The 24,404-nt window shown below is 64.1% G+C and carries 24 protein-coding genes; 16 read left to right on the plus strand and 8 right to left on the minus strand.

The features are described 5' to 3' along the window. Positions 1-254 precede the first annotated feature (254 nt). The 5 genes from NKH43_RS28815 to NKH43_RS28835 form a co-directional block, all read right to left on the minus strand. Positions 255-1,895, minus strand: coding sequence for a copper resistance CopC/CopD family protein (locus NKH43_RS28815; protein WP_352860982.1), 1,641 nt, complete (start codon positions 1,893-1,895; stop codon positions 255-257). 52 nt (positions 1,896-1,947) lie between these two features. Further along, on the minus strand, positions 1,948-2,466 hold the full coding sequence (locus tag NKH43_RS28820) for a YcnI family copper-binding membrane protein (protein ID WP_352860984.1): 519 nt from the start codon (positions 2,464-2,466) through the stop codon (positions 1,948-1,950). A 25-nt stretch (positions 2,467-2,491) separates the two neighbouring features. After that, positions 2,492-3,028 carry a copper chaperone PCu(A)C gene (locus tag NKH43_RS28825; protein WP_352860986.1) on the minus strand — a complete coding sequence of 179 codons (537 nt, stop codon included), beginning with the start codon at positions 3,026-3,028 and terminating at the stop codon, positions 2,492-2,494. Positions 3,029-3,127: 99 nt separating this feature from the next. Continuing rightward, complete coding sequence (locus NKH43_RS28830; RefSeq protein WP_352860988.1) at positions 3,128-3,484, minus strand: DUF2946 family protein; 357 nt, start codon at positions 3,482-3,484, stop codon at positions 3,128-3,130. 119 nt (positions 3,485-3,603) lie between these two features. Then, positions 3,604-4,506, minus strand: a complete 903-nt coding sequence (locus NKH43_RS28835; protein WP_352860990.1) for a GntR family transcriptional regulator — start codon at positions 4,504-4,506, stop codon at positions 3,604-3,606. 256 nt (positions 4,507-4,762) lie between these two features. Between NKH43_RS28835 and NKH43_RS28840 the strand changes: the two genes are divergently transcribed. From NKH43_RS28840 to NKH43_RS28860, 5 genes are all read left to right on the plus strand, one after another. Then, the gene (locus tag NKH43_RS28840; protein WP_352860992.1) at positions 4,763-6,268 is read left to right on the plus strand and encodes a UxaA family hydrolase; all 1,506 of its coding nucleotides are present in this window, start codon (positions 4,763-4,765) and stop codon (positions 6,266-6,268) included. Between the two features lie 329 nt (positions 6,269-6,597). Then, positions 6,598-7,593 carry an ABC transporter substrate-binding protein gene (locus tag NKH43_RS28845; protein WP_023675208.1) on the plus strand — a complete coding sequence of 332 codons (996 nt, stop codon included), beginning with the start codon at positions 6,598-6,600 and terminating at the stop codon, positions 7,591-7,593. A 104-nt stretch (positions 7,594-7,697) separates the two neighbouring features. Further along, positions 7,698-9,251, plus strand: a complete 1,554-nt coding sequence (locus NKH43_RS28850; RefSeq protein ID WP_352860994.1) for a sugar ABC transporter ATP-binding protein — start codon at positions 7,698-7,700, stop codon at positions 9,249-9,251. Then, entirely contained in the window at positions 9,248-10,213 is a 966-nt protein-coding gene (locus tag NKH43_RS28855; protein WP_352448376.1) for an ABC transporter permease, read from the plus strand. Before NKH43_RS28850 ends, NKH43_RS28855 begins: the two co-directional genes overlap by 4 nt. A 70-nt stretch (positions 10,214-10,283) precedes the next feature. Next, on the plus strand, positions 10,284-11,300 hold the full coding sequence (locus NKH43_RS28860; RefSeq protein WP_352860996.1) for a zinc-binding alcohol dehydrogenase family protein: 1,017 nt from the start codon (positions 10,284-10,286) through the stop codon (positions 11,298-11,300). Between the two features lie 18 nt (positions 11,301-11,318). Here NKH43_RS28860 and phnF read toward each other — a convergent pair whose 3' ends face one another. Then, positions 11,319-12,062 carry a phosphonate metabolism transcriptional regulator PhnF gene (gene phnF / locus NKH43_RS28865; protein ID WP_352448378.1) on the minus strand — a complete coding sequence of 248 codons (744 nt, stop codon included), beginning with the start codon at positions 12,060-12,062 and terminating at the stop codon, positions 11,319-11,321. Positions 12,063-12,196: 134 nt separating this feature from the next. Here phnF and phnG point away from each other — a divergent pair, with 134 nt between their 5' ends. From phnG to phnE (NKH43_RS28920), 11 genes are all read left to right on the plus strand, one after another. After that, on the plus strand, positions 12,197-12,658 hold the full coding sequence (gene phnG, locus NKH43_RS28870; RefSeq protein ID WP_352860998.1) for a phosphonate C-P lyase system protein PhnG: 462 nt from the start codon (positions 12,197-12,199) through the stop codon (positions 12,656-12,658). Continuing rightward, entirely contained in the window at positions 12,658-13,269 is a 612-nt protein-coding gene (gene phnH, locus NKH43_RS28875; RefSeq protein WP_352861000.1) for a phosphonate C-P lyase system protein PhnH, read from the plus strand. Before phnG ends, phnH begins: the two co-directional genes overlap by 1 nt. A 1-nt stretch (position 13,270) precedes the next feature. Beyond that, the gene (locus tag NKH43_RS28880) at positions 13,271-14,383 is read left to right on the plus strand and encodes a carbon-phosphorus lyase complex subunit (protein WP_352861001.1); all 1,113 of its coding nucleotides are present in this window, start codon (positions 13,271-13,273) and stop codon (positions 14,381-14,383) included. Further along, on the plus strand, positions 14,380-15,291 hold the full coding sequence (locus NKH43_RS28885) for an alpha-D-ribose 1-methylphosphonate 5-phosphate C-P-lyase PhnJ (protein WP_352861003.1): 912 nt from the start codon (positions 14,380-14,382) through the stop codon (positions 15,289-15,291). Before NKH43_RS28880 ends, NKH43_RS28885 begins: the two co-directional genes overlap by 4 nt. Further along, positions 15,288-16,064, plus strand: coding sequence for a phosphonate C-P lyase system protein PhnK (phnK, locus tag NKH43_RS28890; RefSeq protein ID WP_023721972.1), 777 nt, complete (start codon positions 15,288-15,290; stop codon positions 16,062-16,064). Before NKH43_RS28885 ends, phnK begins: the two co-directional genes overlap by 4 nt. A 226-nt stretch (positions 16,065-16,290) precedes the next feature. Continuing rightward, positions 16,291-16,998 carry a phosphonate C-P lyase system protein PhnL gene (gene phnL / locus NKH43_RS28895; protein ID WP_352861005.1) on the plus strand — a complete coding sequence of 236 codons (708 nt, stop codon included), beginning with the start codon at positions 16,291-16,293 and terminating at the stop codon, positions 16,996-16,998. After that, on the plus strand, positions 16,995-17,612 hold the full coding sequence (locus NKH43_RS28900; protein ID WP_352861007.1) for a DapH/DapD/GlmU-related protein: 618 nt from the start codon (positions 16,995-16,997) through the stop codon (positions 17,610-17,612). Before phnL ends, NKH43_RS28900 begins: the two co-directional genes overlap by 4 nt. A 221-nt stretch (positions 17,613-17,833) precedes the next feature. After that, a complete protein-coding gene (gene phnC, locus NKH43_RS28905) occupies positions 17,834-18,682 on the plus strand; it encodes a phosphonate ABC transporter ATP-binding protein (RefSeq protein WP_023721975.1) in 849 nt (282 codons plus the stop codon). 87 nt (positions 18,683-18,769) lie between these two features. Further along, the gene (gene phnD / locus NKH43_RS28910; protein WP_023721976.1) at positions 18,770-19,678 is read left to right on the plus strand and encodes a phosphonate ABC transporter substrate-binding protein; all 909 of its coding nucleotides are present in this window, start codon (positions 18,770-18,772) and stop codon (positions 19,676-19,678) included. A gap of 52 nt (positions 19,679-19,730) precedes the next feature. Then, complete coding sequence (gene phnE / locus NKH43_RS28915; RefSeq protein WP_352861009.1) at positions 19,731-20,687, plus strand: phosphonate ABC transporter, permease protein PhnE; 957 nt, start codon at positions 19,731-19,733, stop codon at positions 20,685-20,687. Positions 20,688-20,689: 2 nt separating this feature from the next. Further along, the gene (gene phnE, locus NKH43_RS28920; protein WP_352861010.1) at positions 20,690-22,057 is read left to right on the plus strand and encodes a phosphonate ABC transporter, permease protein PhnE; all 1,368 of its coding nucleotides are present in this window, start codon (positions 20,690-20,692) and stop codon (positions 22,055-22,057) included. Positions 22,058-22,080: 23 nt separating this feature from the next. On the opposite strand, the gene NKH43_RS28925 is transcribed toward phnE (NKH43_RS28920), so the two are convergent. Together NKH43_RS28925 and NKH43_RS28930 are read right to left on the minus strand one after the other, a co-directional pair. Then, on the minus strand, positions 22,081-22,932 hold the full coding sequence (locus NKH43_RS28925) for a sugar phosphate isomerase/epimerase family protein (RefSeq protein WP_352861012.1): 852 nt from the start codon (positions 22,930-22,932) through the stop codon (positions 22,081-22,083). Positions 22,933-23,110: 178 nt separating this feature from the next. Beyond that, positions 23,111-24,298, minus strand: coding sequence for a Gfo/Idh/MocA family protein (locus NKH43_RS28930; protein WP_023721980.1), 1,188 nt, complete (start codon positions 24,296-24,298; stop codon positions 23,111-23,113). Between the last annotated feature and the right edge of the window lie 106 nt (positions 24,299-24,404).

Here is a 24,404-nt window from a genome sequence, read left to right on the forward strand (position 1 = left end):
CGATTGGATTGGACGCCCATTCTTGATGGCGATGATTGACGGGGGTTCGCGGCCGCGTCAACCGCCTCGCCGAATTGTCTTGCAGCCGGGGCGTGTTGAGATGCAGGTCAGGCGGAGCCGGGGTCGAAGACGGGCGCGTAAGCGACCCAACAGGTGGTTTCCGAGAACCGGAGCGGAGCGTACTCAAAGTACGTGATCACCAGAAGCGCAGGATACCGCCATTTGCAGGCCGGCATCACCTGAATATCAGCACGTCACTCCGGCCTGATGTCGATCGGCGCCTCTATCTTCACCATCTCGAAATCCGAGACCAGGATATCGAGCCGCGCCGTCCACCGGCCGGCGACCGGAATGACGAGATCGTCGACGCGCCAGGTGCCGTCGGCAAGCCTCGTCGCCGGGCGCTTGATGGGTTCGATGCCGGAATCGGGCTTTGACAGCACCAGTGTTACCTGCTTGGCGTCGAGCGGGCCGAAATCGCCGGTCATGATGAAGATCGAAGCGGCAACAGGCCCGGCATGGCCGGGCGCAATGCTGAGATCGGCCATCGCTTGCAGCGTGTGGATATGCACCGATGCCGGCTGTGCCGCGGCGATCGCCAGCGCGCGCGGCGGCGGCGTGAAGCGCCAGCCGGCGGCAACGCCGAAGATCGCCAGCACGATCAGCACCTCGATGGCGATCGAGCGGGCCAGCCGCCGCTGGACTTCCGTTTCGCCCGCCTCAGCCGGAGCCGTAAGCTTGAAGCGATTGACGGCGGCGAGCGTGAACAGAAAGACGAGCAGCACCAGCTTGAGCAGCAGCAGCCGGCCGTAAGCGGTATGGACCAGCGCCGACGGTGTTTGCACCTGGATGACGGCGAGCACGATGCCGGCTGCCGCAAGCACCGCCACGACGAACAGGATCGCTCGTGAAAACCGGCGCAGCAACGGCCCGGTTTTGTCCGGCTGCCGTTTCAAGGCAAGACCGAGCGGCGCCAGCGCCCCGGACCAAATCGCGATACCAGTGGCGTGCAGAAACACCATCGGCCTGGTCAGCCATTGCGGCTCGGCGGCACTGGCATGCCCGCTGGCGGCAAGTGCTGCGCCAACGCCAACCAGTCCGGCCAAGGCCAGCGGCTTTGCGTCGGCGGGCGGCACGACCAGCGATAATAGGCTCAGGCCGAGCGCCATCAGCGCGATCAGCACCGTCCAGCCGAAGCTGGTGCCAAGCCCGGTCTGCCAGATGACCGGCTGCGCCAGCCGGGCAAGCGGCGCGCCGAGTGCATCCAGCCCCTGGAAACCGAGCGACAAAAGTGCGGCGGCCAGCCCGCACAGGATCGCGGCGACGATCATGTTCTGGCCGGATCGGCCGCCTTGCGCCAGCCAGCCTAGCGCAAAGGCACCGCCGACACCGAAAAACAGGCCGATGTATAGAAAAACCTTGCCGATCCAGATCGCCGTTCGAAGCTCCCGGTCGACAGCTTCGGAGGCGGCCGGCGCAGCACTCGGCGCACCGACCGAGAACAGCACCGAGCCGCCGACCGGATGCCCGTCGGCGGAGATTACCCGCCAGCTCAGCACATGCGTGCCGGATTTCAGCGCCTGCGGATTGTCGACCTCGACGGTCTGGCCGCTGAGCCGGAATGAGGTCAGCGGGATCGACGTGCCGTCGGGCCGCACCAGCGTCAGCACCAGCGGCGAAACCGGCTCGCTGAAGGTCAGCGACATCTGCGACGGGCTCTGCGCCAGCACCGCACCGTCAGCCGGCTCGGCCTTGAGCAGCGCCGCGTGGGCGGAGGCGGGGTTCGGCGCGGCAATTACGGCGAGCAGCAGGACGGCGGCCAGCAGGCCAGCCACAAGCCGGCCAGAATAGTTGCCGGCCATGCAAGCTTGCCGCAGGAAGGATGCCGCGCTCATCTCACCGCCAAGAGCAGCGGCGCGCTCATCCGCCAAAGCGCGCCGCTGGAGCTCACTTCTTCGGCAGCAGCTTGAGGCCGGGCGCCGGAAATTCCAGCGCGTCCTCAGCCTGCCCGACCGCCGGAATTTCAATCCAGCGATCGGCAATCCCGTCACATTCCTGCACCACCGGGAAATGCAGCGTCTGGCCTGCCGGCAGGTCGGACGCCAGTGTCGTGCGAAAGACGAATTCGTCGTAGAATTCGTCCGGCAGGCTGCCGGCGCTCCAGTCGACCTCCTTGACGCCGCTGGTCACTGCCTGGCCGTAGAGCTGGTAGGACTTCTCGTATTTGCCGTTCTTGACCTGCAGCGTCCAGCCCGGCTTCGGCATCGGTTTGACCGAGAGCACCCCTTCCGGGATCTGCACGCGCAAGGCGGTCGTTGCGTTGCCCTCGCAGCCATGCGGCACCCGAAGAACCGCCTTGTAGGTCGAGCCGACCGCCGCCTCCGGCGTTTCGAGCGTGATGTGGGCGAAGGCCGCGCTGGTCCCGAGAACAAGAAGCACGCAGCCGGGCAAAAGAGATTTCTTCATGATGGTACCTCTCGAAGCGGCCAAGTCAGTCGTCGTCCTGGGGTGCCGCACTGCCGATGCCTTGCACGGCGAATTCAATCTGCACGGGCCCGGCTTTCTCGAAGGTCAGCGTGGCGGAGAACATTTCGCCCTCCTTGGGCCGCCGCTTCAAATCCATGAACATCAGATGATAGCCCTTAGGCGCCAGCGCGACCTTGCCGCCGGCCGGGATTTCGAGGCCGCCGGTGACCGGCCGCATGGTCATGACGCCATTGCTGACGCCCATCTCGTGCAGTTCGGCCTTAACCGAAATGTCGGAGGTGATCGACAGCAGGCGATCCGGCGCACTGCCGGTGTTGGTGATGGTGAAGTAGCCGCCGGCTACCTTGGCGCCGGCTGGCGTGGCGCGCGACCAGGGGTGCCCGATCTCGAGATCGCCAAGCTTGAACTCGTGTGCCAACACGATCTGGACGCTGGCGAACAGGAGGGCAAGAACGCAAAGGGTGACGCCGAGACGCTGCTCGAAACGACCCAGTGCGAAGCGCCTGCGGCTGGATGCGGCAGGGCGAAAAGAGTGAGACATGATTGCTCCATGGATTTTAAGGGACCGCGCCGACGGCCGGTCGCGAACGATGTCGATAAACGCGCCGGCAAAGGGTTGCGCGGCGCGAACCAGACCGGATCAGGCCGTCGCCGGTGGTGCGCGCGGATTGGACGGAGTGCGGGCGCGGGCGAAATCGCGATGCCGGAAGGCCGGCAGGAAAAAGGCGATGGTTTCGACGGAGAGGCTGCGAGCCAGGCTCCCGGCGGCATCGGGCGGGGCGTAGACCGCCGAAACGAGGTTGCAGCCAAGCATGCAGCAAGCCGGCATGTGCTGATGATGCGGATCGCCGGCGGGGAGTTGCGCCGCACCGTCATGGGTGCAGATGGTGTTGCCGAAAGCATCGAATTGCGAAGCGTTCGGCTCGCCGCCGGAAGCAGACGCGCCGAACATCGACTGGAGCACGAAAAGCCAGGCCGCGGCGAACGCGACCGGCATGCTCCATCGTCTCCGGCGTATGGTCAAGAACCAGCCTCATCACGCAGCAACGTCAGCTCTCTAGCACGGAGGCGGCGGACGGAAAATCGCCAAAACGTTGCTGCGGCAACGCAACACAATCACGCGCGTTGCGGCTGCCTGCCCTCCGGGATCGACGTCAGCAGCGTGTGGCGGGCCGATTTCAGGTGCTTGCGGCAGGCGGCGTCGACCTTGGCGAGATCGCGCGATTTGAGCGCGGCGATATAGGCGAGATGCTCCTGGACCGCGACTTCGTTGCGCTCGCGCTCCTGTGCCTTGTTCCACTGGTAGTGGTAGTGGAAGATCATGGCGATGACGTCGTAGAAATCGACGATGAAGCGGTTGTGCGAGGCGCGGTGGATCAGCCGGTGAAAGCGCTCGTCGAGCTCGGAGAACGCGTTGAAGCGCACGGCGATCTCGCGAGCCAGCAGGCGATGCTCGTCTTCCAGGCTGTCGAGGTCGGCCCAGACCGGGCTGTCCTCGGGCAGAGCGGCAAAGGCTGCGGCCGAGCGCAGTTCGAACATCTCGCGGATTTCGGTCAGCTCCAGCGCGAAGGCGCGGGTAAAGCCTTTCAGCACCCAATGACTGTTGCGGCGCTTCTCGATCAGGCCGAAGCGCGAGAAGCGGATCAGGAATTCGCGCACGCTGGTGGTGCCGACGCCGATCTCGCGCGCCAGTTCGAGTTCGTTGATCTGCATGCCGGCCTCGGCGCCACCGGCAAGCAGCCGCCGCATGAAGGAGCGTTCGATGATCTCGGCCAGCGTGTCGGTCTCTTCCTCGGGAAAAAAATCGTCCGGCCGCGGCTCGCGCAGAACCGTCTTGCTGCGCTTGTTCCAATCGATCAGCCCGGTCTCTTCCATGCGGGCAAGGATGGTGCGGACGGTCGTGCGGCTGACGCCGAGCAGCGTGCCCAGTTCCGGCTCCGAAGGCAGGCTCCTGGTTTCGTCGAGCAGCCTAAGACCGCGATTATAGGCGTCCTTGTATACGTTGTTGCTCTTCGACATCCCCTGCCCCGTGGCGCGCCGGCGTTTGCGGCCGGCGTGAAGCTTTTCTCGCGCATGAAATCGGAATCGCTTCGGAAAACATCATGCGCAACGCTAGTTTTGGTTGTAGAGCCTACTTCACGCATCCAAAAGACGCGTCGCGCTCTGGCGAAAAAACAATTGACGCAAAAATGTTTTTTCACGATAAAAGACATTATATGTTAAGAGCCGCGTGTCAATCCGCTCGCGCACCCAGGAACACACCCAGGAAGCTCCCGTGAACGCCGCAAACAGCATTCTTCTGTCTCCCGCCGACAATGTCGCGGTCGCCAATGGCCGCATCGAGATCGGCACCGTGCTGCCGGGCGGCGCCGTCGCCGCCGCGCTGATCGAGCCGGGCCACAAAGTGGCGATCAAGCCGATTGCGGCCGGCGAAGCCGTGGTCAAATACGCCCAGGCGATCGGCCGCGCCACGCAGAACATCGCGCCCGGCGAGCATGTCCATTCGCACAATCTGGTCTTCGAAAGCGGGCGTTTGCCGGTGGTGCCGCCGAGCGAGGCCGTGCACGCGACCGAGGCCGACCGCGCCCGCACCTTCATGGGCTACCGCCGTGCCGACGGCCGTGCCGGCACGCGCAACTTCATCGGCATTCTCGCTAGCGTCAATTGCTCGGCCACCGTCTGCCATGCCATCGCCGACGCGGCGAACCGCACGCTTCTGCCGCAATATCCCGGCATCGACGGCTTCGTCCCGATCGTCCACGGCCAGGGCTGCGGCATGAGCGCCACCGGCGATGGCATGATGGTGCTGCACCGCACGCTGGCCGGCTATGCACGTCATCCGAATTTCGGCGGCGTGCTGATGGTCGGGCTCGGCTGCGAGGTCAACCAGCTCACCCTCTATGGCCAGAAGGGCGTCGCCGCGGGAAAACGCCATTTCAACATCCAGGATGCCGGCGGCTCGCGCAAATCGGTCGAGAAGGCGCTGGTCGTGCTGGCCGAGATCGCCGAAGAGGTCGGCAAGCTTCAGCGTGAGCCGATCCCGGTCAGCGAGATTGTCGTCGGCCTGCAATGCGGCGGCTCCGACGGCATGTCCGGCATCACCGCCAATCCGGCGCTGGGTGCGGCCGTCGACATTTTGGCCGGCGTCGGCGGCGTCGGCATCCTCTCCGAAACGACGGAGATCTACGGCGCCGAGCACCTGCTTGCCTATCGCGCCGCAACTCCCGAGATCGCCGCCAAGCTCGACGGCTACGTGAAATGGTGGGAAGACCACGTCGCCAAGCATGGCGCATCCATCGACAACAATCCCTCGCCCGGCAACAAGCGCGGCGGCCTGACCACCATCCTGGAAAAGTCGCTCGGCGCTGTCGCCAAGGGCGGCCAGACGCCGCTCAACGGCGTCTTCGGCTATGCCGAAAAGGTCACCGGGCACGGGCTGGTGTTCATGGACACGCCCGGCTACGACCCGGTCTCGGCCACCGGCCAGGTGGCGGGCGGCGCCAACGTCATCGTCTTCACCACAGGCCGCGGCTCCTGCTTCGGCTGCCGGCCGACGCCGTCGATTAAGGTCGCCAGCAACTCGACCATGTATCACACGATGGAAGAGGACATGGACGTGAATTGCGGCGTCATCGCCTCGGGCGAAAAGACCATCGCCGGCATGGGCCGCGAGATCTTCGAACTGATCGTCGAGACGGCTTCGGGCCGCAAGACCAAGAGCGAAGAGTTCGGCTACGGCGACAACGAGTTCGTGCCTTGGCATCTCGGAGCGACGCTCTAAGCCGGACATGCGCAATAGTCGCGAACACCGGACGTGATGGCCAGGCGTCACAGTTCCAACGCTCCCGAAAAAGAATGAACATTCCATATTGACTGGATGATGGAATTAATATTCCATACGACATATTGGAGGAGATTGGCAGCGGAGTTCCGAGGGAGCAAGCTTTCCCGCCCAGCCATTCGAGCGGCCATCAAACATCGCTTGCGCCGACCGAGGTGATGCACTATCAAAATGCGGTAAATGTTTTTTATTGATAAAGTTCCGTTTGGGCCGCGCCATCCGAATGGAGCTTCCGTAACATTCACCGGGCGACTTAGGGAGGACTCCTAATGAAATTCGTGACCAGCATTCTCAATCGCCGCGCCTTCGTGGCACTCGCAGCCGCCTCGATGCTTGCCGGCGTGATGCACTCGGCCCCGGCATCCGCGGCCGATGCGACCATTCCGATCATCGTCAAGGACACCACGTCCTTCTACTGGCAGATCGTTCTGGCCGGCGCCCGCAAGGCCGGCAAGGATCTCGGCGTCAACGTGCCGGAACTCGGCGCCCAGGCCGAGACCGACGTCAACGGCCAGATCTCGATCCTCGAAAATGCCGTCGCCGGTAACCCGGCCGCCGTCGTCATCGCGCCGACCGAAGCCAAGGCGCTCGGCAAGCCGATCGACGAGGCCGCCACCAAGGTCAAGATCATCGGCATCGACTCCGGCGCCGACTCCAAAGCCTTCACTTCGTTCCTGACCACCGACAACATCCAGGGCGGCCGCGTCGCCGCTGACGGCCTTGCCGCAGCCATCGGCGAAGCCAATGGCGGCAAGGTCGAGGGCGACGTCGCCCTGATCACCGCTCTTCCGGGCGCCGGCTCGCTCGAACAGCGCGCCCAGGGTTTTAAGGAACAGCTCGCCGCCAAATATCCGGGCCTCAAGCTGGTCGCCGACAAATACGCCGACGGCCAGGCCACCACCGGCCTCAACATCGCCACCGACCTGATCACCGCCAACCCCAACCTCAAGGGCATCTTCGCCTCCAATCTGATCATGGCGCAGGGCGTCGGTCAGGCGATCGCCGAGAACAGTCTTGCCGGCAAGGTCGGGCTGGTCGGTTTCGACAGCGACGAGAAGCTGATCAAGTTCCTCAACGACGGCGTCATTTCGGCTCTCGTCGTTCAGGATCCGTACCGGATGGGCTATGACGGCATCAAGACGGCGCTCGCCGCCTCGAAGGGCGAGAAGGTCGAGGCCAATGTCGATACCGGCGCCAATTTGGTTACCAAGGCCAACATGAAGGATCCGAAGATCGACGCGCTGCTCAACCCGAAGCTCGACTGAGCATAGCCGCAAGTGAACTGTTTCCGGGGCCTTTTCGCCCCGGAAACATCCCACTCGTGCCAATCGCGAGGCCAATCTTTGGGGGCCAATCTGGGAGGATTGTCATGATGTCGACGGCGCAGGAACTCCATCCGGCCCCAACGCTGGAACTGGGCAGGACCATCCTCGAACTCCGCGGGCTGGAAAAGCGCTATCCCGGCACCCATGCGCTGAAGCCGGTCGATCTCGCCTTCAAGGCCGGCGAGATCCACGCCATCGTTGGCGAGAACGGCGCCGGCAAATCCACCCTGATCAAGCTTCTGACCGGCGTCATGCCGCGCACCTCCGGCGACGTCATCTGGGAGGGCAAGCCTGCCGCATTGGCAACGCCGCATGAGGCGATGGCGCTCGGCATCAATGCCGTGCATCAGGAAGTCGTCCTATGCCGCCATCTCACCGTCGCCGCCAACATGTTCCTCGGCGAGGAGGATTCCCGCTTCGGCATCCTGCAGCAGCGGGCGATGGTCAGGCAGGCGCAGAAGATCATCGACGATCTCGGCTTCGACCTGCCGGCGCATGTCATGCTGGGTGACCTGACCATCGGCCAGCAGCAGTTGATCGCCGCCGCCCGCGCCACGGTGCGCGGCACCAAATTCCTGATCTTCGACGAGCCGACCGCCTATCTTACCCGCAAGGAGGCCGACCAGCTGTTCACGCTGATCCGCCGGCTGAAGGGCGAAGGCGTCACCATCATCTACATCAGCCATCGCATGGAAGAAGTGTTCGAGCTCGCCGACCGCGTCTCGGTGCTGCGCGACGGCACGCTGGTCGGCACCAGGAACATTGCCGAGACCAATGACGCCGAGCTGGTCAAGATGATGATCAACCGCTCGATCGAGCAGGTCTACCACAAGGAGCATTTCACCCCCGGCGCGACCATCGTCGAAACCAGGAACCTGTCCGGCAAGGGTTTCGAAAATGTCTCGATGTCCGTCCGCGCCGGCGAGATCGTCGGCCTCTACGGCCTGATCGGCGCCGGGCGCAGCGAGTTCGTCACCACGCTCTATGGCCGCCACCGCAAATCGGCCGGCCAGATCCTCTGGGGGGGCAAGGAGGTCAAGGTCAATTCCGAACATGACGCGATCAGGCTCGGCATGGCGCTGGCCCCGGAAAGCCGCCGCGACCAGGGCCTCTGCCTCAACCTGCCGGTCGGACTCAACCTCAATCTGCCGATCTACAAGCGCATCTCGAGCAATCTGCTGATCTCCCGCGCGCAGGAAAAGGCGCAAGCCGATCGCCAGATCGCCGACCTGCGCATCAAGACGCCGACGCGCGGCGCGCTGGCCTCCAGCCTGTCCGGCGGTAACCAGCAGAAGATCGTCATCGGCAAATGGCTCGCCCATGGCGCCAAGCTATTCATCTTCGACGAGCCGACTGTCGGCGTCGACGTCGGCACCAAGGCCGAGATCTACCGCCTGTTCGGCGCGCTGTTGTCCAAGGGAGCCGGCATCATCCTGATCTCGTCCTACCTGCCCGAGGTCTATGAACTCGCGGACACGCTGCACGTGTTCCGGCGCGGCAAGCTGGTGGCCACGCACGGCTTTCGTACCGCTGATCACGAGGAGATCCTCACCCAGGCGCTGGCCGAGAAACAAGAAAGACCGGGAGGGAAGATATGAGCACCGAGGCGATCGCTGCCGAAAGGCCGAAACGCAACTACAACGCCCTGTTCGGGCTGACACTGCTGGCGCTGCTGGTTCTTTTATGGATCATCCTGTCGGTGGCGACGCCGAGCTTCGCCTCCGCCAACAACATCTCCAACCTGTTGCGGCAAGGGTCGATGATCGCCATCCTGGCGGTCGGCCAGACCTTCGTCATCATCACCGGCGGCATCGACCTTTCCGTCGGCGCCGTGGTCGGCTTCGCCACCGTCATCGTCGCGATGCTGATCAACGCCGGCACACCGGTTTTCCTCGCCATCCTGATCACCTTGCTGGTCGGCGTCGCCATCGGCATGTTCCATGGGTTCGGCATCGTCAAGATGGGCCTGCCGCCCTTCATCATCACCCTGGCAACGCTGACCTCGCTGCGCGGCATCGGTCTGTTGATGACCAATGGCAACTCGATCTCGATCAACAACGACGCCTTCCAGACGTTCTCGCGCAGTTCCTTCGCCGGCGTCCCCAATCTGTTCTGGATGGTGATCCTGGTCGGCATCCCAGCCTACATCTTCCTGCACCACAGCCGCTGGGGCCGCTATCTGTTCTCGGTCGGCTCCAACGCCGAGGCGTCGCGCCTGTCAGGCGTCAACGTCCAGCGCACCATCTACATGGCCTACACGCTGTCGGGCCTGTGTGCGGCCTTCGTCGGCGTGCTGCTTGCCTCGCGCATCGGCATCGGCAATCCGACGCAGGCCGAGGGCTGGGAATTGCAGGCGATCGCCTCCTCGGTGATCGGCGGCACCTCCCTGTTCGGCGCTGTCGGCTCCGTGCACGGACCGCTGCTCGGCGCCTTCATCCTTGCCACCATCAACAACGGCGCCAATCTGCTCAACGTCAACGCCTTCTGGCAGCGCATCATCACCGGCGTGCTGATCATCGTCATCGTCTATTTCGACGGGCTGCGCCGCCGCGGCAAATAGACCGCCTCCCAACAACCGCCGGCCTCGCGACAGCAGGGCCGGCGGTGCCATGAACCGACTGGATTGAAGCATGAAAGCCGTCGTCTGCCGCTCGCCCGGCGAACTTGTCCTCGAAGACCGCCCGGAGCCTGGCGCGCGCCCCGCCGGCTGGGCGCTGGTCGCCGTCAGCCATGTCGGCATCTGCGGCACCGACTATCACATCTTCGAAGGCAAGCACCCGTTCCTCGCCTATCCCCGCATCATGGGCCACGAGGTTTCCGGCACCGTGATCGAGGTTGGCGAGGACGTCGATCTCGCCGTCGGCGAAGCGGTGGTCGTCAATCCCTATCTCGCCTGCGGCAAATGCATCGCCTGCCGGCAAGGCAAGCCGAATTGCTGCGTCAGGATCGAGGTGCTCGGCGTCCACCGCGACGGCGCCATGTGCGAGCAGATCCTGGTGCCGGCGCAAAATCTTTATCCGGCAAACGGCCTGTCGCTGGCCGATGCCGCCGCCGTCGAATTCCTGGCGATTGGCGCCCATGCCGTGCGGCGCTCGCTCGCTGATCCAGGTGCGCGCACACTGGTCATAGGTGCAGGCCCGATCGGGCTCGGCACGGCGCTGTTCGCCCGCATCGCCGGGCTCGATGTGACGCTGCTCGACATGAGTGCTGAACGGCTTGGTTTTGCCGAAAACGAACTCGGCTTCGCGACCCTCGACGGCTCGCGGGGCGCTGCTGCCGACCTGGTGCGGGAAGCAACCGGCGGCGACGGCTTCGACGTGGTTTTCGATGCCACCGGCAACACCCGGTCGGTGCAGTCGGCCTTCGCCCATGTCGCGCACGGCGGGGCGCTGGTCCTGGTCAGCGTCGTCAAGGACGACATCGCCTTTTCCGATCCCGAATTCCACAAGCGCGAGATGATGCTGATCGGCAGCCGCAACGCCCTGCGTGCCGATTTCGATCATGTCGCCGCCTCGATTCGCAACGGCGCGCTGCCGCTGGCAAAGCTGGTCACCCACCGCACCACGCTTGGCGAGACGCCGCACGACCTCGCCCGCTGGGCGCATGAGAAGTCCGGCCTGATCAAGGCCGTCATTCAAGTCGGATGATGCCAGGGCTGCCGCATCTCAGAGCGCCGACAATTTGAGCTCGATCCGCTCGGCCGGGAAGCGCGACTCCGAAAACTGTATCGGCTGACCGTCGGGCGTGACATTGACGGCGACCGTCACCAGCACGATGGCGCCGGGCTGCAGCTCGAGGTCCGCAAGGTCGGCGGCATCGGCATGGCGCGCCGACAGCACGGTCGATTGCCTGAGATAGTCGTCGATGCCGAAACGTGCCAGCGATGCGGTGATCGAACCGGTTTCCGCCATGGCGGCATCGATGCCGGCAAAGCGCCTGGCATCGAACCAGCCGGCCGCGCGGGACACCGGCATTCCATCGGCTTCGCCGCGCGTTTCCAGGCGTATCACATCGGCCCCCGTCGCAAGGCCTAAGCCCTCTGCGACACGACGGTTGGCCGGCTCGATCGATGACGCGAGCAAGGTGATATGCCGCTCGGACGCCTGTCCTTGCAATCCCTCGGAAAAGCGGGTGCGGGCGCCGATCGGATAAGACAGCCGCTTGCGCGACAGCACGAAGGTGCCGCGCCCCTGCTCCGCCCTGAGCACACCCTCCTGCACCAGCGCTGCGATAGCGCTACGCACCGTGTGGCGGTTGACGCCATAGCGTCCGGCCAACGCGATCTCCGGCGGCAGCGCGGCATTCTCGGGAAAATCGCCGGCGGCGATCGAATGCAGGATCTGGTCGGCGATCTGCCGCCACAGCGCGACACCGCTGCGTCGCTCGATGCTGTTGGCTTGTCCGATCATCTCCCGCCCCAATTCCTTGCGCCGATCTTTTGGCCCGTGTCACGTGCCCGTCATGGACACGCGCTACATAATGGATATAATTTGTATAGTTGTCTATATCAATAGACAAATGCGCGCAAACGAGGAGTACGGCCATGCGAGGACGGGAAGCGCGAGAGCAGGCCGAGCGCAAGGCCGTGATGGCGACGCTGGCGCAATCGGCCGGCGACGACATCGTCCGCCTCTGGGACGAAGCCGGCCTGCCTTCCGAAGCGGAACTTCTGCGTGGCCCCGAAACCGGCCTGGTTACGGTACGCGGCCGCATCGGCGGCGGCGGCGCGCCCTTCAATGTCGGCGAGGCGACGGTCACCCGTGCCACGGTGCGGCTTGCGTCCGGCCATATCGGCCACTGCTACGCGCTTGGTCGCGACAAGCAGAAGGCAAGGCTGGCTGCAATCGCCGACGCGCTCTGGCAGGATCCTGCCCACCGCAACGAGGTCGAGACCAGGATCGTTGCGCCCTTGCAGGCGGCACTGGCCAAGGCGCGTGAACAGCGCCGCGCCGAGACGGCGGCGACCAAGGTCGATTTCTTCACAATGGTGCGCGGAGAAGACTGATGGACCTCGCCACTCAATCGATCGAAGGCGGCTTCGCCGATCCGGTATTCAACGCGCTGACCGTATTCCGCGCTGTGATGGACGCGATGGCGCGGCCGGGCAGCGTGCAGCCCTTGCCGGCCCTCGCCCACCCCCCCGTGCCGCTGTCGGCCACCGCCGGTGCCATTGCTCTGGCGCTGTGCGACAACGACACGCCGCTCTGGCTCGACCCGGCTTTGCAGGGGTCGGCGGCGGTGAAATCCTGGCTTGGCTTCCATACCGGCGCGCCGCTGGCCAACACCCCGGCCGACGCGCATTTCGCGCTGATTGCCACGCCGGCCGAGATGATGGCGCTCGACGGGTTTTCGCAAGGCACCCAGGATTATCCCGATCGTTCGACGACGCTGATCCTTGAGGTCGGCGATCTCGTCTCCGGCGCTCCGCTGCTGCTCGAAGGCCCGGGCATCGAGAAGACGGCGACGATCGCGCCGGCGCAAATGCCGCGTCATTTCGTCGAGCAATGGAAGCAGAACAATCAACGCTTTCCGCGGGGTGTCGACATCATCCTCGCCACGTCCGACGCAATTGCCTGCCTGCCGCGCACGACGCGCATTAAGACGATGGAGGCCTAGGATGTATGTCGCGGTAAAAGGCGGTGAAGCAGCCATCCGCAACGCCCACAAATTGCTCGCCGACCGCCGGCGCGGCGATCGCTCGGTGCCCGCACTTCGGCTCGACCAGATCGTCGAGCAGCTGGCGCTCGGCGTCGACCGGGTGATGAGCGAAGGTTCGCTCTACGACAGGGAATTGGCGGCACTCGCCATCGTCCAGGCGCGCGGCGACATGATCGAGGCGATCTTCCTGGTTCGCGCCTATCGCACGACGCTGCCGCGCTTCGGCTATACCAGGGCGATCGAAACCGGCTCGATGCTGGTCGAACGGCGCGTGTCGGCGACCTACAAGGACCTGCCCGGCGGGCAGTTGCTCGGCCCGACTTTCGACTACACCCACCGGCTGCTCGATCCCGAGCTTGCCGCCGGCGGCGAAGTCGCCGAACCGGAGCAGCGTGCAGGCGAAGCGGAGGCGATGCCGCGCGTCTCGGCCATCCTCGCTCGCGAAGGCCTGATCGAGCCCGACGGCGATATGCCCGGGGATCATGTCCCCGGCGACATCACCCGCGAGCCGCTCGAATTCCCGATGGCGCGTGATATCCGCCTGCAGGCGCTGTCGCGCGGTGACGAGGGGTTTCTGCTGGCGCTCGGCTATTCCACCCAGCGCGGCTATGCGCGCAACCATCCTTTCGTCGGCGAGGTTCGTATCGGCGAGGTCGAACTGGAACTGGACGTGCCGGAATTGCCCTTTGCCGTGCCGCTCGGCAGCATCCGCGTCACCGAATGCCAGATGGTCAACCAGTTCAAGGGCTCGGCCAAGGCGCCGCCGCAATTCACCCGCGGGTACGGCCTCGTTTTCGGCCAGAGCGAGCGCAAGGCGATGGCCATGGCGCTATGCGACCGCGCTCTTCGTGCAACCGAATTCGGCGAAGATGTCGTCGCCGCCGCGCAAGACGAAGAGTTCGTCATCTCGCATTCCGACAATGTCCAGGCGACCGGCTTCGTCGAGCATTTGAAGCTGCCACACTATGTTGATTTTCAGGCCGAGCTCGACCTCGTGCGCCGCATGCGCGCCGCGCACGACGCCCGCGAAAACGCCGGCAAGGCCGAAGAGAAGAGGGAGGCCGCCGAATGACCGGACAACCGACCGACATCGCCACCTACAACTTCGCCTATCTCGACGAGCAGACCAAGCGGATGATCCGCCGCGCCATCCTCAAGGGCATCGCCATCCCCGGCTATCAGGTGCCGTTCGCGTCGCGCGAGATGCCGATGCCCTATGGCTGGGGCACCGGCGGCGTCCAGGTCACGGCGTCGATCATCGGACCGGACGATGTTCTCAAGGTCATCGACCAGGGCGCCGACGACACCACCAATGCCGTCTCGATCCGCGCCTTCTTCAAGAAGGTCGCCAATGTCGCCGTCACCACCGAGACGGCCAAGGCGACCATCATCCAGACGCGCCACCGCATCCCTGAATATCCGCTGAGTGCCGGTCAGGTGCTGGTCTATCAGGTGCCGATCCCCGAGCCGCTGCGCTTCCTCGAGGCGCGCGAGACCGAGACGCGCAAAATGCATGCGCTGGAGGAATACGGCCTCATGCATGTGAAGCTCTACGAGGACATCGCCAAGCACGGCCGCATCGCCACCACCTACGCCTACCCGGTCAAGGTCGAGGGCCGCTATGTCATGGACCCCTCGCCGACGCCGAAATTCGATAATCCGAAGATGCATCGTTCGCCGGCTTTGCAATTGTTCGGCGCCGGCCGCGAAAAGCGCATCTATGCACTGCCGCCCTTTACCGAGGTGGTCAGCCTCGACTTCGAGGATCATCCCTTCGAAGTGCAGACCTTCGACCAGCCCTGCGCGCTGTGCGCGGCCGAGAACGTCTATCTCGACGAGGTCATCCTCGACGACCATGGCGGCCACATGTTCGTCTGCTCCGATACCGATCATTGCGAGAAGCGGCGCGCCGAAGGCCATCGCGGCCACCTCGCGCCCGAGACCCATCTTGCCCCAGGAAAAATGGAGCCAGCTGAATGACCGACGCACCGCTGCTGCGCGTTTCGGCGCTGTCCAAATTCTACGGCGCGCGCGTCGGCTGCGAGAACGTCACCTTTGACCTGTGGCCAGGCGAGGTGCTGGCGGTGGTTGGCGAATCCGGTTCCGGCAAGACGACTTTGCTCAACTGCCTGTCAACACGGCTGCTGCCCTCTTCAGGCACCGCCAGCTACCGCATGCGCGACGGCCAGTTCCGTGAGCTTTACCGCATGAGCGAGGCCGAGCGCCGCTTCCTGATGCGCACCGACTGGGGCTTTGTCCATCAGAACCCCGCCGACGGGCTGCGCATGACGGTGTCGGCCGGCGCCAATGTCGGCGAACGGCTGATGGCGGTCGGCGACCGTCACTATGGAAAAATCCGCGCGACGGCCGTCGACTGGCTGTCGCGTGTCGAGATCGACGAAGACCGCATCGACGACGAGCCGCGCGCCTTTTCCGGCGGCATGCGCCAGCGCCTGCAGATCGCCCGCAACCTCGTCACCGGGCCGCGGCTGGTGTTCATGGACGAGCCGACCGGCGGCCTCGATGTCTCAGTGCAGGCGCGCCTGCTCGATCTGCTGCGCGGGCTGGTGACCGACCTCGGTCTCGCGGCCATCGTCGTCACCCATGATCTTGCGGTGGCGAGGCTGCTGTCGCAGCGCATGATGGTGATGAAGGACGGCCGCGTCGTCGAAAGCGGCCTCACCGACCGCGTCCTCGACGATCCGCGCGCGCCCTACACCCAGTTGCTTGTCTCCTCGATTCTGCAGGTGTGACGATGATTGCTCCGGCGTACCCCCCTCTGGCCTGCCGACCATCTCCCCCTCAAGGGGGGAGATCGGCAGCTTTTATGTCCCGCCCGTTCTGCGACACAGGAGAATGGCGAAACCGAATGCGACAGCCAATCTCCCCCCCTGAGGGGGAGATGCCAAGTTTTGGCAAAGAGGGCAGGCCAGAGGGGGGTGTTGGCCCGCAGACGAATGACGATTGGAGAACCCTCTGATGGCAACCCCGCTCGTTGTCTCCGATGTCGCCAAGAGCTTCACCATGCATCTGCGCGACGGCATCAAACTGCCTGTCGTCGCCGGTGTCTCTTTCGCGATCAGGGCCGGCGAATGCTCCGTGCTCGGCGGCCCGTCCGGCGCCGGCAAGAGCTCGATCCTGAAAATGCTCTACGGCAATTATGCCGTCGACGCAGGCCAGATCATCGTCCAGCACGAGGACGGGCTCATCGATCTCGCCACGGCCAGCCCGCGCACCGTGCTAGCCGTGCGCCGGCTTACCATCGGCTATGTCAGCCAGTTCCTGCGCACCGTGCCGCGTGTCTCTGCGCTCGATGTCGTGGCCGAACCGCTGGTCGAGCGCGGCGAGGAGCGCGAGGTCGCGCACGGCAAGGCACGCGCCTTGCTGGCGCAGCTCAACCTGCCGGAGAAGCTCTGGGCGCTGCCGCCGGCGACGTTCTCCGGCGGTGAACAGCAGCGCGTCAACATCGCGCGCGGCTTCATCACCGAGCACCCGATCCTGCTGCTCGACGAGCCGACCGCTTCGCTCGATGCCAGGAACCGCGATGTGGTGATTTCCCTGATCGCCGCCAAGAAGGCGGCGGGCGTCGCTTTGCTCGGCATCTGCCACGACCACGACGTGCGTGAGGCGGTGGCCGACCGTATCATCGACGTGACCGCCTTCGCCGCCGGAAAAATCGCCGCATGACCAGGAAACTGTCGGAGGCGCCGCTGATCCACGAGACGGCGGAAGTCGAGAACTCGACGCTTGGCCGCTGGACCGAGATCGCCGAGCGCTGCCGGGTTTCCGAAAGCACGCTCGGCGACTATTCCTACATGATGCAGGACTGCGGCGTCTGGTGCGCAACGATCGGCAAATTCGCCAACACCGCCGCAAGCGTGCGCATCAACGCTACCAACCATCCGACCTGGCGGCCGACGCTGCACCATTTCACCTATCGCGCCTCGGATTATTGGGACGACGCCGAGCACGAGAGCGAATTCTTCGCCAAGCGCCGCGCCAAACGCGTCACCATCGGCCACGACACCTGGCTCGGCCACGGCTCGACCATCCTGCCGGGCGTCACCGTCGGCGATGGCGCGGCGGTCGGTGCCGGCGCGGTGGTGTCCAGGGATGTCGCCCCATACACCATCGTCGGTGGCGTGCCGGCAAAACCAATCCGCGAACGCTTCGACCGCCGCACGGCTGAGCGCTATCAAGCGCTGGCCTGGTGGGATTGGGATCACGCCCGGCTACGCGCCGCGCTCGACGATTTCCGGGAGCTGTCGGCGGAGGCTTTTCTGGAGAAGTATGGTGGCTAAGGATCGTGAATGGTAATGGCGGGCAGCGAATAAATTTCGAGGCTCAGGAAAGCCTTTCTTATCACCATTCACCGTTCGAGCTTCTCGCGCCGAGTTGATCCCGCCCCGCTCCAGGCTGTGGGCGGTAACAAAACTGACATCAATCAGACACCGCAGGTTCACGTAGCTGCGCTAGCGAGGGTTAACAGACCTTCAATTGCGATTGGACTGGAGCCTGCACCATGTCAGCTACGCTCGAAATCCGCGGCGTCACCCGCCGGTTCGGCAAGAACACCGCCGTCAGCAATGTTCACATCTCGATCCCGCAAGGACAGATGGTCGGCGTCATCGGCCGCTCCGGCGCCGGCAAATCGACCCTTCTGCGCATGATCAACCGCCTCATCGATCCCAGCCAGGGATCCATCCTGTTCGACGGCGTCGAGGTTTCCGGGTTGCGCGGCTCGCCGCTCCGGCGTTGGCAACGCGACTGTGCCATGATCTTCCAGCAGTTCAATCTGGTGCCGCGCCTCGATGTGCTGACCAATGTGCTGCTCGGCCGGCTCAACCACCGCTCGACCCTGTCCAACCTGTTCGGCATGTTCTCCCGCAACGAATGCGCCGAGGCGGTTGCAGCCCTCGAGCGCCTGGACATCGCCCGCACCGCGCTGCAGCCCGCCGGCACGCTTTCCGGCGGCCAGCAGCAGCGCGTTGCGATCGCGCGTGCCATGATGCAGCAGCCGAAGGTGTTGCTCGCCGACGAGCCGATTGCCTCGCTCGATCCGCTCAACGCCAAAGTGGTGATGGATTCGCTGCAGGATATCAATTTGCGCGAGGGTATCACCGTCATCACCAATCTGCATACGCTGGATACGGCGCGCAACTATTGCAACCGCATCATCGGCATGGCCGCCGGCAAGGTCGTCTTCGACGGCCCGCCCGAAGACCTCAATCGCGAGGCGGTGCGCATGGTCTATGGCGCCGACAGCAATGGCGGCGAAATCTCCGAGGCCATCACCTCGACCAGTGTCGCCATCAAACAGAAAATCGCTGCATCCGCCGGACCGCTCGAGCCAGCGTTTCCTGGTTATTGAGAACGGCCTGATCGCCGCCCGCGTCAAAGGCACTCGTCAAAATTCGATCGCAACCGGCGCGAGGCCGGATCAAAGGAGAGAGACCCAATGTTTAGGAAGATGGTTTTTGGCGCGGTTTCATTGCTCGCCATCGCGGCCAGTGCCGCTCACGCCCAGGATATCAAGGAATTCCGCATCGGTATCCTTGGCGGTGAAAATGAAGCGGACCGGCTGCGCAATTTTCAGTGCCTCGCCGATCACCTGACGTCCGAATTCGGCTTCGAGAAGGTCTCGCTGTTCCCGGCCGCCGACTACGACGGCGTCATCCAGGGCCTGCTCGGCGGCACGCTCGATTTCGCCGAGCTTGGTGCGTCGGGCTATGCCAGCGTCTACCTCAAGGATCCGAACGCGGTGACCCCGATCCTCACCACCCAGCAGACCGACGGTGCGACCGGTTATTATTCGATAGGCCTGGCGCTGAAGTCGTCCGGCATCACCGACATCAAATCGGCCAAGGGCAAGAAGCTCGGTTATGCCGACCCGGATTCGACGTCGGGCTATCTGATCCCGCTGACCCAGATCCCGAAGGACACCGGCGCTTCGAACGAAACCTTCTTCGCCTCGACCCAGTTCAATGGCGGCCACGAGAACAACCTTCTCGCCGTCCGCGACGGCAAGGTCGACGTGGCGGTTGACGACTCCTCGGGCATCGGCGACTTCAAGAACGGTTACACGTCCGGCACCTTCCACAAGGAAGTCGCCAAGGGCGCCGTCGACCCCAACGACTTCGTCGAAGTCTGGCGCTCCGGCCTGATCCCGAATGGCCCGCTGGTCGTGCGCACCGCGCTCGGCGGCGATATGAGCGCCAAGCTCGCCAACTTCTTCACCAGCTTGCCGGCCAAGGACAAGCCTTGCTTCGAAGCCATCGAAGGCGGCGATTTCACTGGCTACGTTCCAGTGAAGCCGGACTTCTACAGCGTCATCGTCGAAGCCCGCAAAGCCGCGATCGGCGGGTGAATGCAATTGAAAAGGGCGGCCTTACCAGCGCCGCCCTTTTTGCATGCCGATCATGACCATCTCAGCCACGATCCGTTCAGACGCGACCCGGCGGACGGCCGACACCTGGCGACGCCAGACGTCCTTGCGCCGGTTCTACACCGCGCTCGGCATCGGCTTGCTGCTTGTTGCCATGTGCACAGCCATGTGGTTCGCCGACGAGGCCAATGCCGGACATTTCTTCGATCGGCTGCCGCACATACTGGATTTCCTTAGCTGGCTTGTTCCCAAGGACTGGAATGACGTCTGGCGCGCGCTGTTCGACATCGCATCGCCGCACGACAAAGGCAGCCAGGAGTTCAACTTCCCGCTTGGCCGCATCTGTCTCTGGGGCGGCTTTTATCTACCCGAATATTTCGAGCTGATGCTCACCACGCTCAACGTGGCGCTGGTTTCCACTTTCATCGGCTTCGTCTTTGCGGTGCCCTTTTCCTTCATCGCCGCGCGCAACTTGACGCCCAGTCCGGTGCTCAGGCTCGTCGTCAAGCGCTTCATGGAACTGCTTCGCGCCTTCCCGGAGATCGTCATTGCCGGCCTTTTCGCAGCCATCCTCTCGACCGGCCCGGTCGCGGCCATCATCGCCATCGGCCTGCATTCCATCGGCGCCCTCGGCAAGCTCTTCTACGAGATCAACGAAAACATCGACATGCGCGCCGAAGAAGGCCTGCGCGCGGTCGGCGCCAACTGGTTCGAGCGCGTGCGCTTTGCCGGCCTGCCGCAAGTGCTGCCCAATTTCACGTCCTACACGCTGCTCAGGATCGAGATCAATGTCCGCATCTCGACCATCATCGGCGCGGTCGGGGGTGGTGGCATCGGCGAGGAACTGAAGCTCTCCATCTCGCGCGGCTTCGGCGCCAAAACGCTGGCACTGGTGCTGCTGCTGTTCACGACGATCTTCCTCGTCGACCAGTTCTCTGCCTGGCTAAGGCGCAAGCTCGTCGGTGAGCAGGCATTCATGATGGGCGCCTGAGCATGGCCGCAATGACCGCCGATGAGATGCAGTCGATCGAAGAGCGCTTTCCCCAAGTGTTCCGGCGGCCCCTGTACAAACGCTTCGGCCCGCTGGTCCTGTTCACCGGCATCCTGCTCTACCTCCTCTACGCCTTGTGGTTCTTCAACCTGCCGCAAGTGCTGAGGGAATCGCACTGGGAACGCCTGCCGCTCTTTCTGACGCAATGGATCAGCTACGATCTGCAGCCGGAATTCCGTCTCGATCAGCCTCAGATCACGCCCAAATACCCGCGTTTTTCCGCGCTCGGCGAAGATCCTCATCCCGACTGGGTCATCACCAGTGCGAACGGCTCCTACACCATTCTGATCGACGGCCGGGCCAAATCGGTTACCTTCGACAAGACCGAGGCGATGCTGGTCGCCAATGGCCAGACGGTGCCGGTGTCCTTGGCCAGCGGCAAGCCGGTGATATCCGGCCTGGTGCCGGACTGGATCACCGCACACGACGACGAAATCGTCGCCAGGATGGGCTTTGCCGGCGAGGTCCGCATAACCGTCGATCGCGTCAAGGTCCGCAAGCGCTTCCTCGGCTGGGCGAATTTCGTCTTCGACACACGCTCGCCCTTCTTCGGCAAGTCGCCCGGCGAGGTGGTCTCGTTGCTGATGTCCGGACCCCAGCTCAAGCCCGGCACATCCAATCTGGCACTGGCCGGCGACAACATCTGGAACAACGCCCAATGGCAGCATGGCGATGTCTGGACGAAGCTGTTCCAGACCATCGTCATGGCATTTCTCGGCACCTTGCTCGGCGGCATCGTCGCCTTCCCGCTCGCCTTCTTTGCCGCCCGCAACATCACCCCGAGCGGCGTGATCAGTCAGGTGCTCAAGCGCTTCTTCGATTTCATGCGTTCGGTCGACATGCTGATCTGGGCGCTGTTCTTCACCCGCGCCTTCGGCCCCGGCCCGCTGGCCGGCAGCGCCGCGATCTTCTTCACCGAGATCGGCACGCTCGGCAAAGTCTATTCGGAAGGCCTTGAGAACATCGACGACAAGCCGCGCGAGGGCATCCAGTCGACCGGCGCCAACGGCTTGCTGGTGCAGCGCTATGGCGTGCTGCCGGAAGTGATTCCGGTCTTCATCAGCCAGACGCTCTACCAGTGGGAATCCAACACCAGGGGCGCAACGATCATCGGCGCTGTCGGTGCCGGCGGTATCGGCCTGAAGCTTTGGGAAGCGATGCGCACCAACTCCAACTGGGCCAATGTCTTCTACATGGTGCTCTTGGTCCTGCTCGTCGTTTTCATCTTCGACAACATTTCCAATTTCCTGCGCCGCCGCTTGAGCAGGACGATCCACGACTACAACAGGATCCAGGCCGACCAGGGGTGACGGCCGCGTTGCGCCGGCGGCAGTTAGGCCGCCTTACTCCACCCGCTCCTGATATGCCTGTAGCCGTCGCGGTAGACAGCTTCCGGGCCTTCGGAAAAGTCGCGCCACACCTTGGTGGCCGCGGCCAAATCCTTCAGCGAACGCCCGAACGCCTCGATCGTCAGCCAATCGTCGTAGCCGCTCTTGCGGATGGCGGAGAACGTCTCCTTCCAGGGAATATGGCCACGGCCCGGCACGCCGCGATCGTTCTCCGAAATATGGATATGGACGACGTTCTTGCGGTTGCGCGAATAGGCGCCGATCGGGTCGGCCTCTTCGATGTTGGCATGGAAGGTGTCGTACATCGCCTTGATGTGCGGCCGGTCGATCGCGTCGATATGCTCCGACAAATCGTCCATCGTGTTGAGAAGATAGCATTCGAAGCGGTTGAGCGCCTCCAGCCCGATGGTGACGCCCTTGTTCCCGGCATAGTCGCCAATGGCGCGTTGCGAAGCGATCGAACGTTTTTTCTCGGCCGCTGTCGGCCCGCTGCCGGAGAAGGCCCCGAGTGTCGAATGGAGCGGGCCGCTCAACGTGTTCGCGCCAAGCGCCTGAGCGCAGTCGATCGCCGATTTCATGTAGTCGATACCGGCCTTGCGCGTCGAGGCATCCGGCGAGATCAGGTTCATCGCCGGATCGCCCATGGCCGAGACGGCGGTGCGTTGCAGCCCGATTCGGTCGAGCAGATCACCGAGCTTCTTGTAGCCGTCCGGCGCGCCGGAGAACACCGGTATTTCGACGCCGTCGAAGCCGGTCGCCTTGATGTCTCTCAACAGCGGCTCGTGTTTTTTCGACACGGCCGTCGTCCACAACAGCATGCACATGCCGATCTTCATCGACGCCCCTCCCTTCATTCGCTCGATCGTCCCCGAGGAGTGGTAGATTTCAGGTCAGGCCGAGCCGAAAATGGTAGGTTCCGAGAACCGGAGCGGAGCGTACTTTTGGTACGTGAGCACCGGAAGCGCAGGAAAACTGCCATTTGCAGGCCGGCCTCACCTGAATATCACCACCCCTTCAAAGCTTCGTCCACGCCCCATTCTTCTTAGACGACTTCACGCAGGCTTCGATGAAGGCCATGCCTTCGACGCCGTCTTGCACGGTTGGGAAGACGACATCCTTAGCCGGCTTGCCGCCCGTCCGGCGCGCCGCACGAATAGCCCGCGCGGCTTCCTGGTAGATGTTGGCGAAACCTTCGAGATAGCCTTCCGGATGCCCTGGCGGGACGCGGCTGACGCGCCCCGCGACGGGGAGCGCGCCGGCGCCATTTCGGGTAATCAACTGCTTCGGCTCGCCGAACGGCGTGTACCAGAGATAGTTCGGGTCGGCCTGCACCCATTCGAGGCCGCCCTTCGAGCCGTAGATACGCAATTTCAGCCCGTTCTCGTGGCCGGGCGCCACCTGGCTGGCCCAGACCATGCCCTTGGCCGGGTGCGACCCGCCGACCGGCTTGAAGCGCAGCAGCACATTGATGTTGTCGTCGAGCAGCCTCCCCGGCACGAAGGCATCGAGATCGGCCGACAACGAATCGAGCTCCAGCCCGGAGACGAAACGGGCAAGGTTGTAGGCATGGGTGCCGATATCACCCAGCGCACCGCCCGCACCCGCCTGCTTGGGGTCTGAGCGCCACGCAGCCTGCTTCTGGCCGGTGGCGGCCAGGTCCTCGGTCAGCCAGTCCTGCGGATATTCCGACTGCACGATGCGGATATCGCCGAGCTGCCCCTTGGCCACCATCTCGCGTGCCTGCCGCACCATCGGATAGGCGGTGTAGTTATGCGTCAGCACGAACACTTTGCCGGTCTTTTCGACCAGCGCCGCCAGCTTCTTTGCCTCGGCCAGCGTCGTCGCCAGCGGCTTGTCGCAGATGACGTGGATGCCGGCCTCGAGAAAAGCCTTGGCAGCCGGCACGTGCACATTGTTCGGCGTGACGATGGCGACCACCTCGATGCCGTCCGGCCGCTTGGCCTCCGCCTTGGCCATCTCGGCATAGGAGCCGTAGCTGCGTGCCGGATCGAGCCCAAGCTCGGCCGCCGAGGCCTTGGCGCGCTCCGGATTCGATGACAGCGCGCCGGCGACCAGCACGAACTCGTTGTCCATGCGCGCCGCGATGCGGTGCACCGCGCCGATAAAGGCGCCTTGTCCGCCGCCAACCATGCCGTAGCGGATCGGACCGCCCCCGGTTTCCGCCTTCGATGCGCCGACCATGATTTTCTCCCTCGTTGTCTGAGATACCCCTCCCCCTTGAGGGAGGGTGGCCCGAAGGGCCGGGAGGGTCGGTCAATGCCGAGCTCAACCCAGCGACCCCACCCCG

Source organism: Mesorhizobium sp. M1163 (assembly GCF_040318415.1).
In the GTDB taxonomy this organism is placed as follows: domain Bacteria; phylum Pseudomonadota; class Alphaproteobacteria; order Rhizobiales; family Rhizobiaceae; genus Mesorhizobium.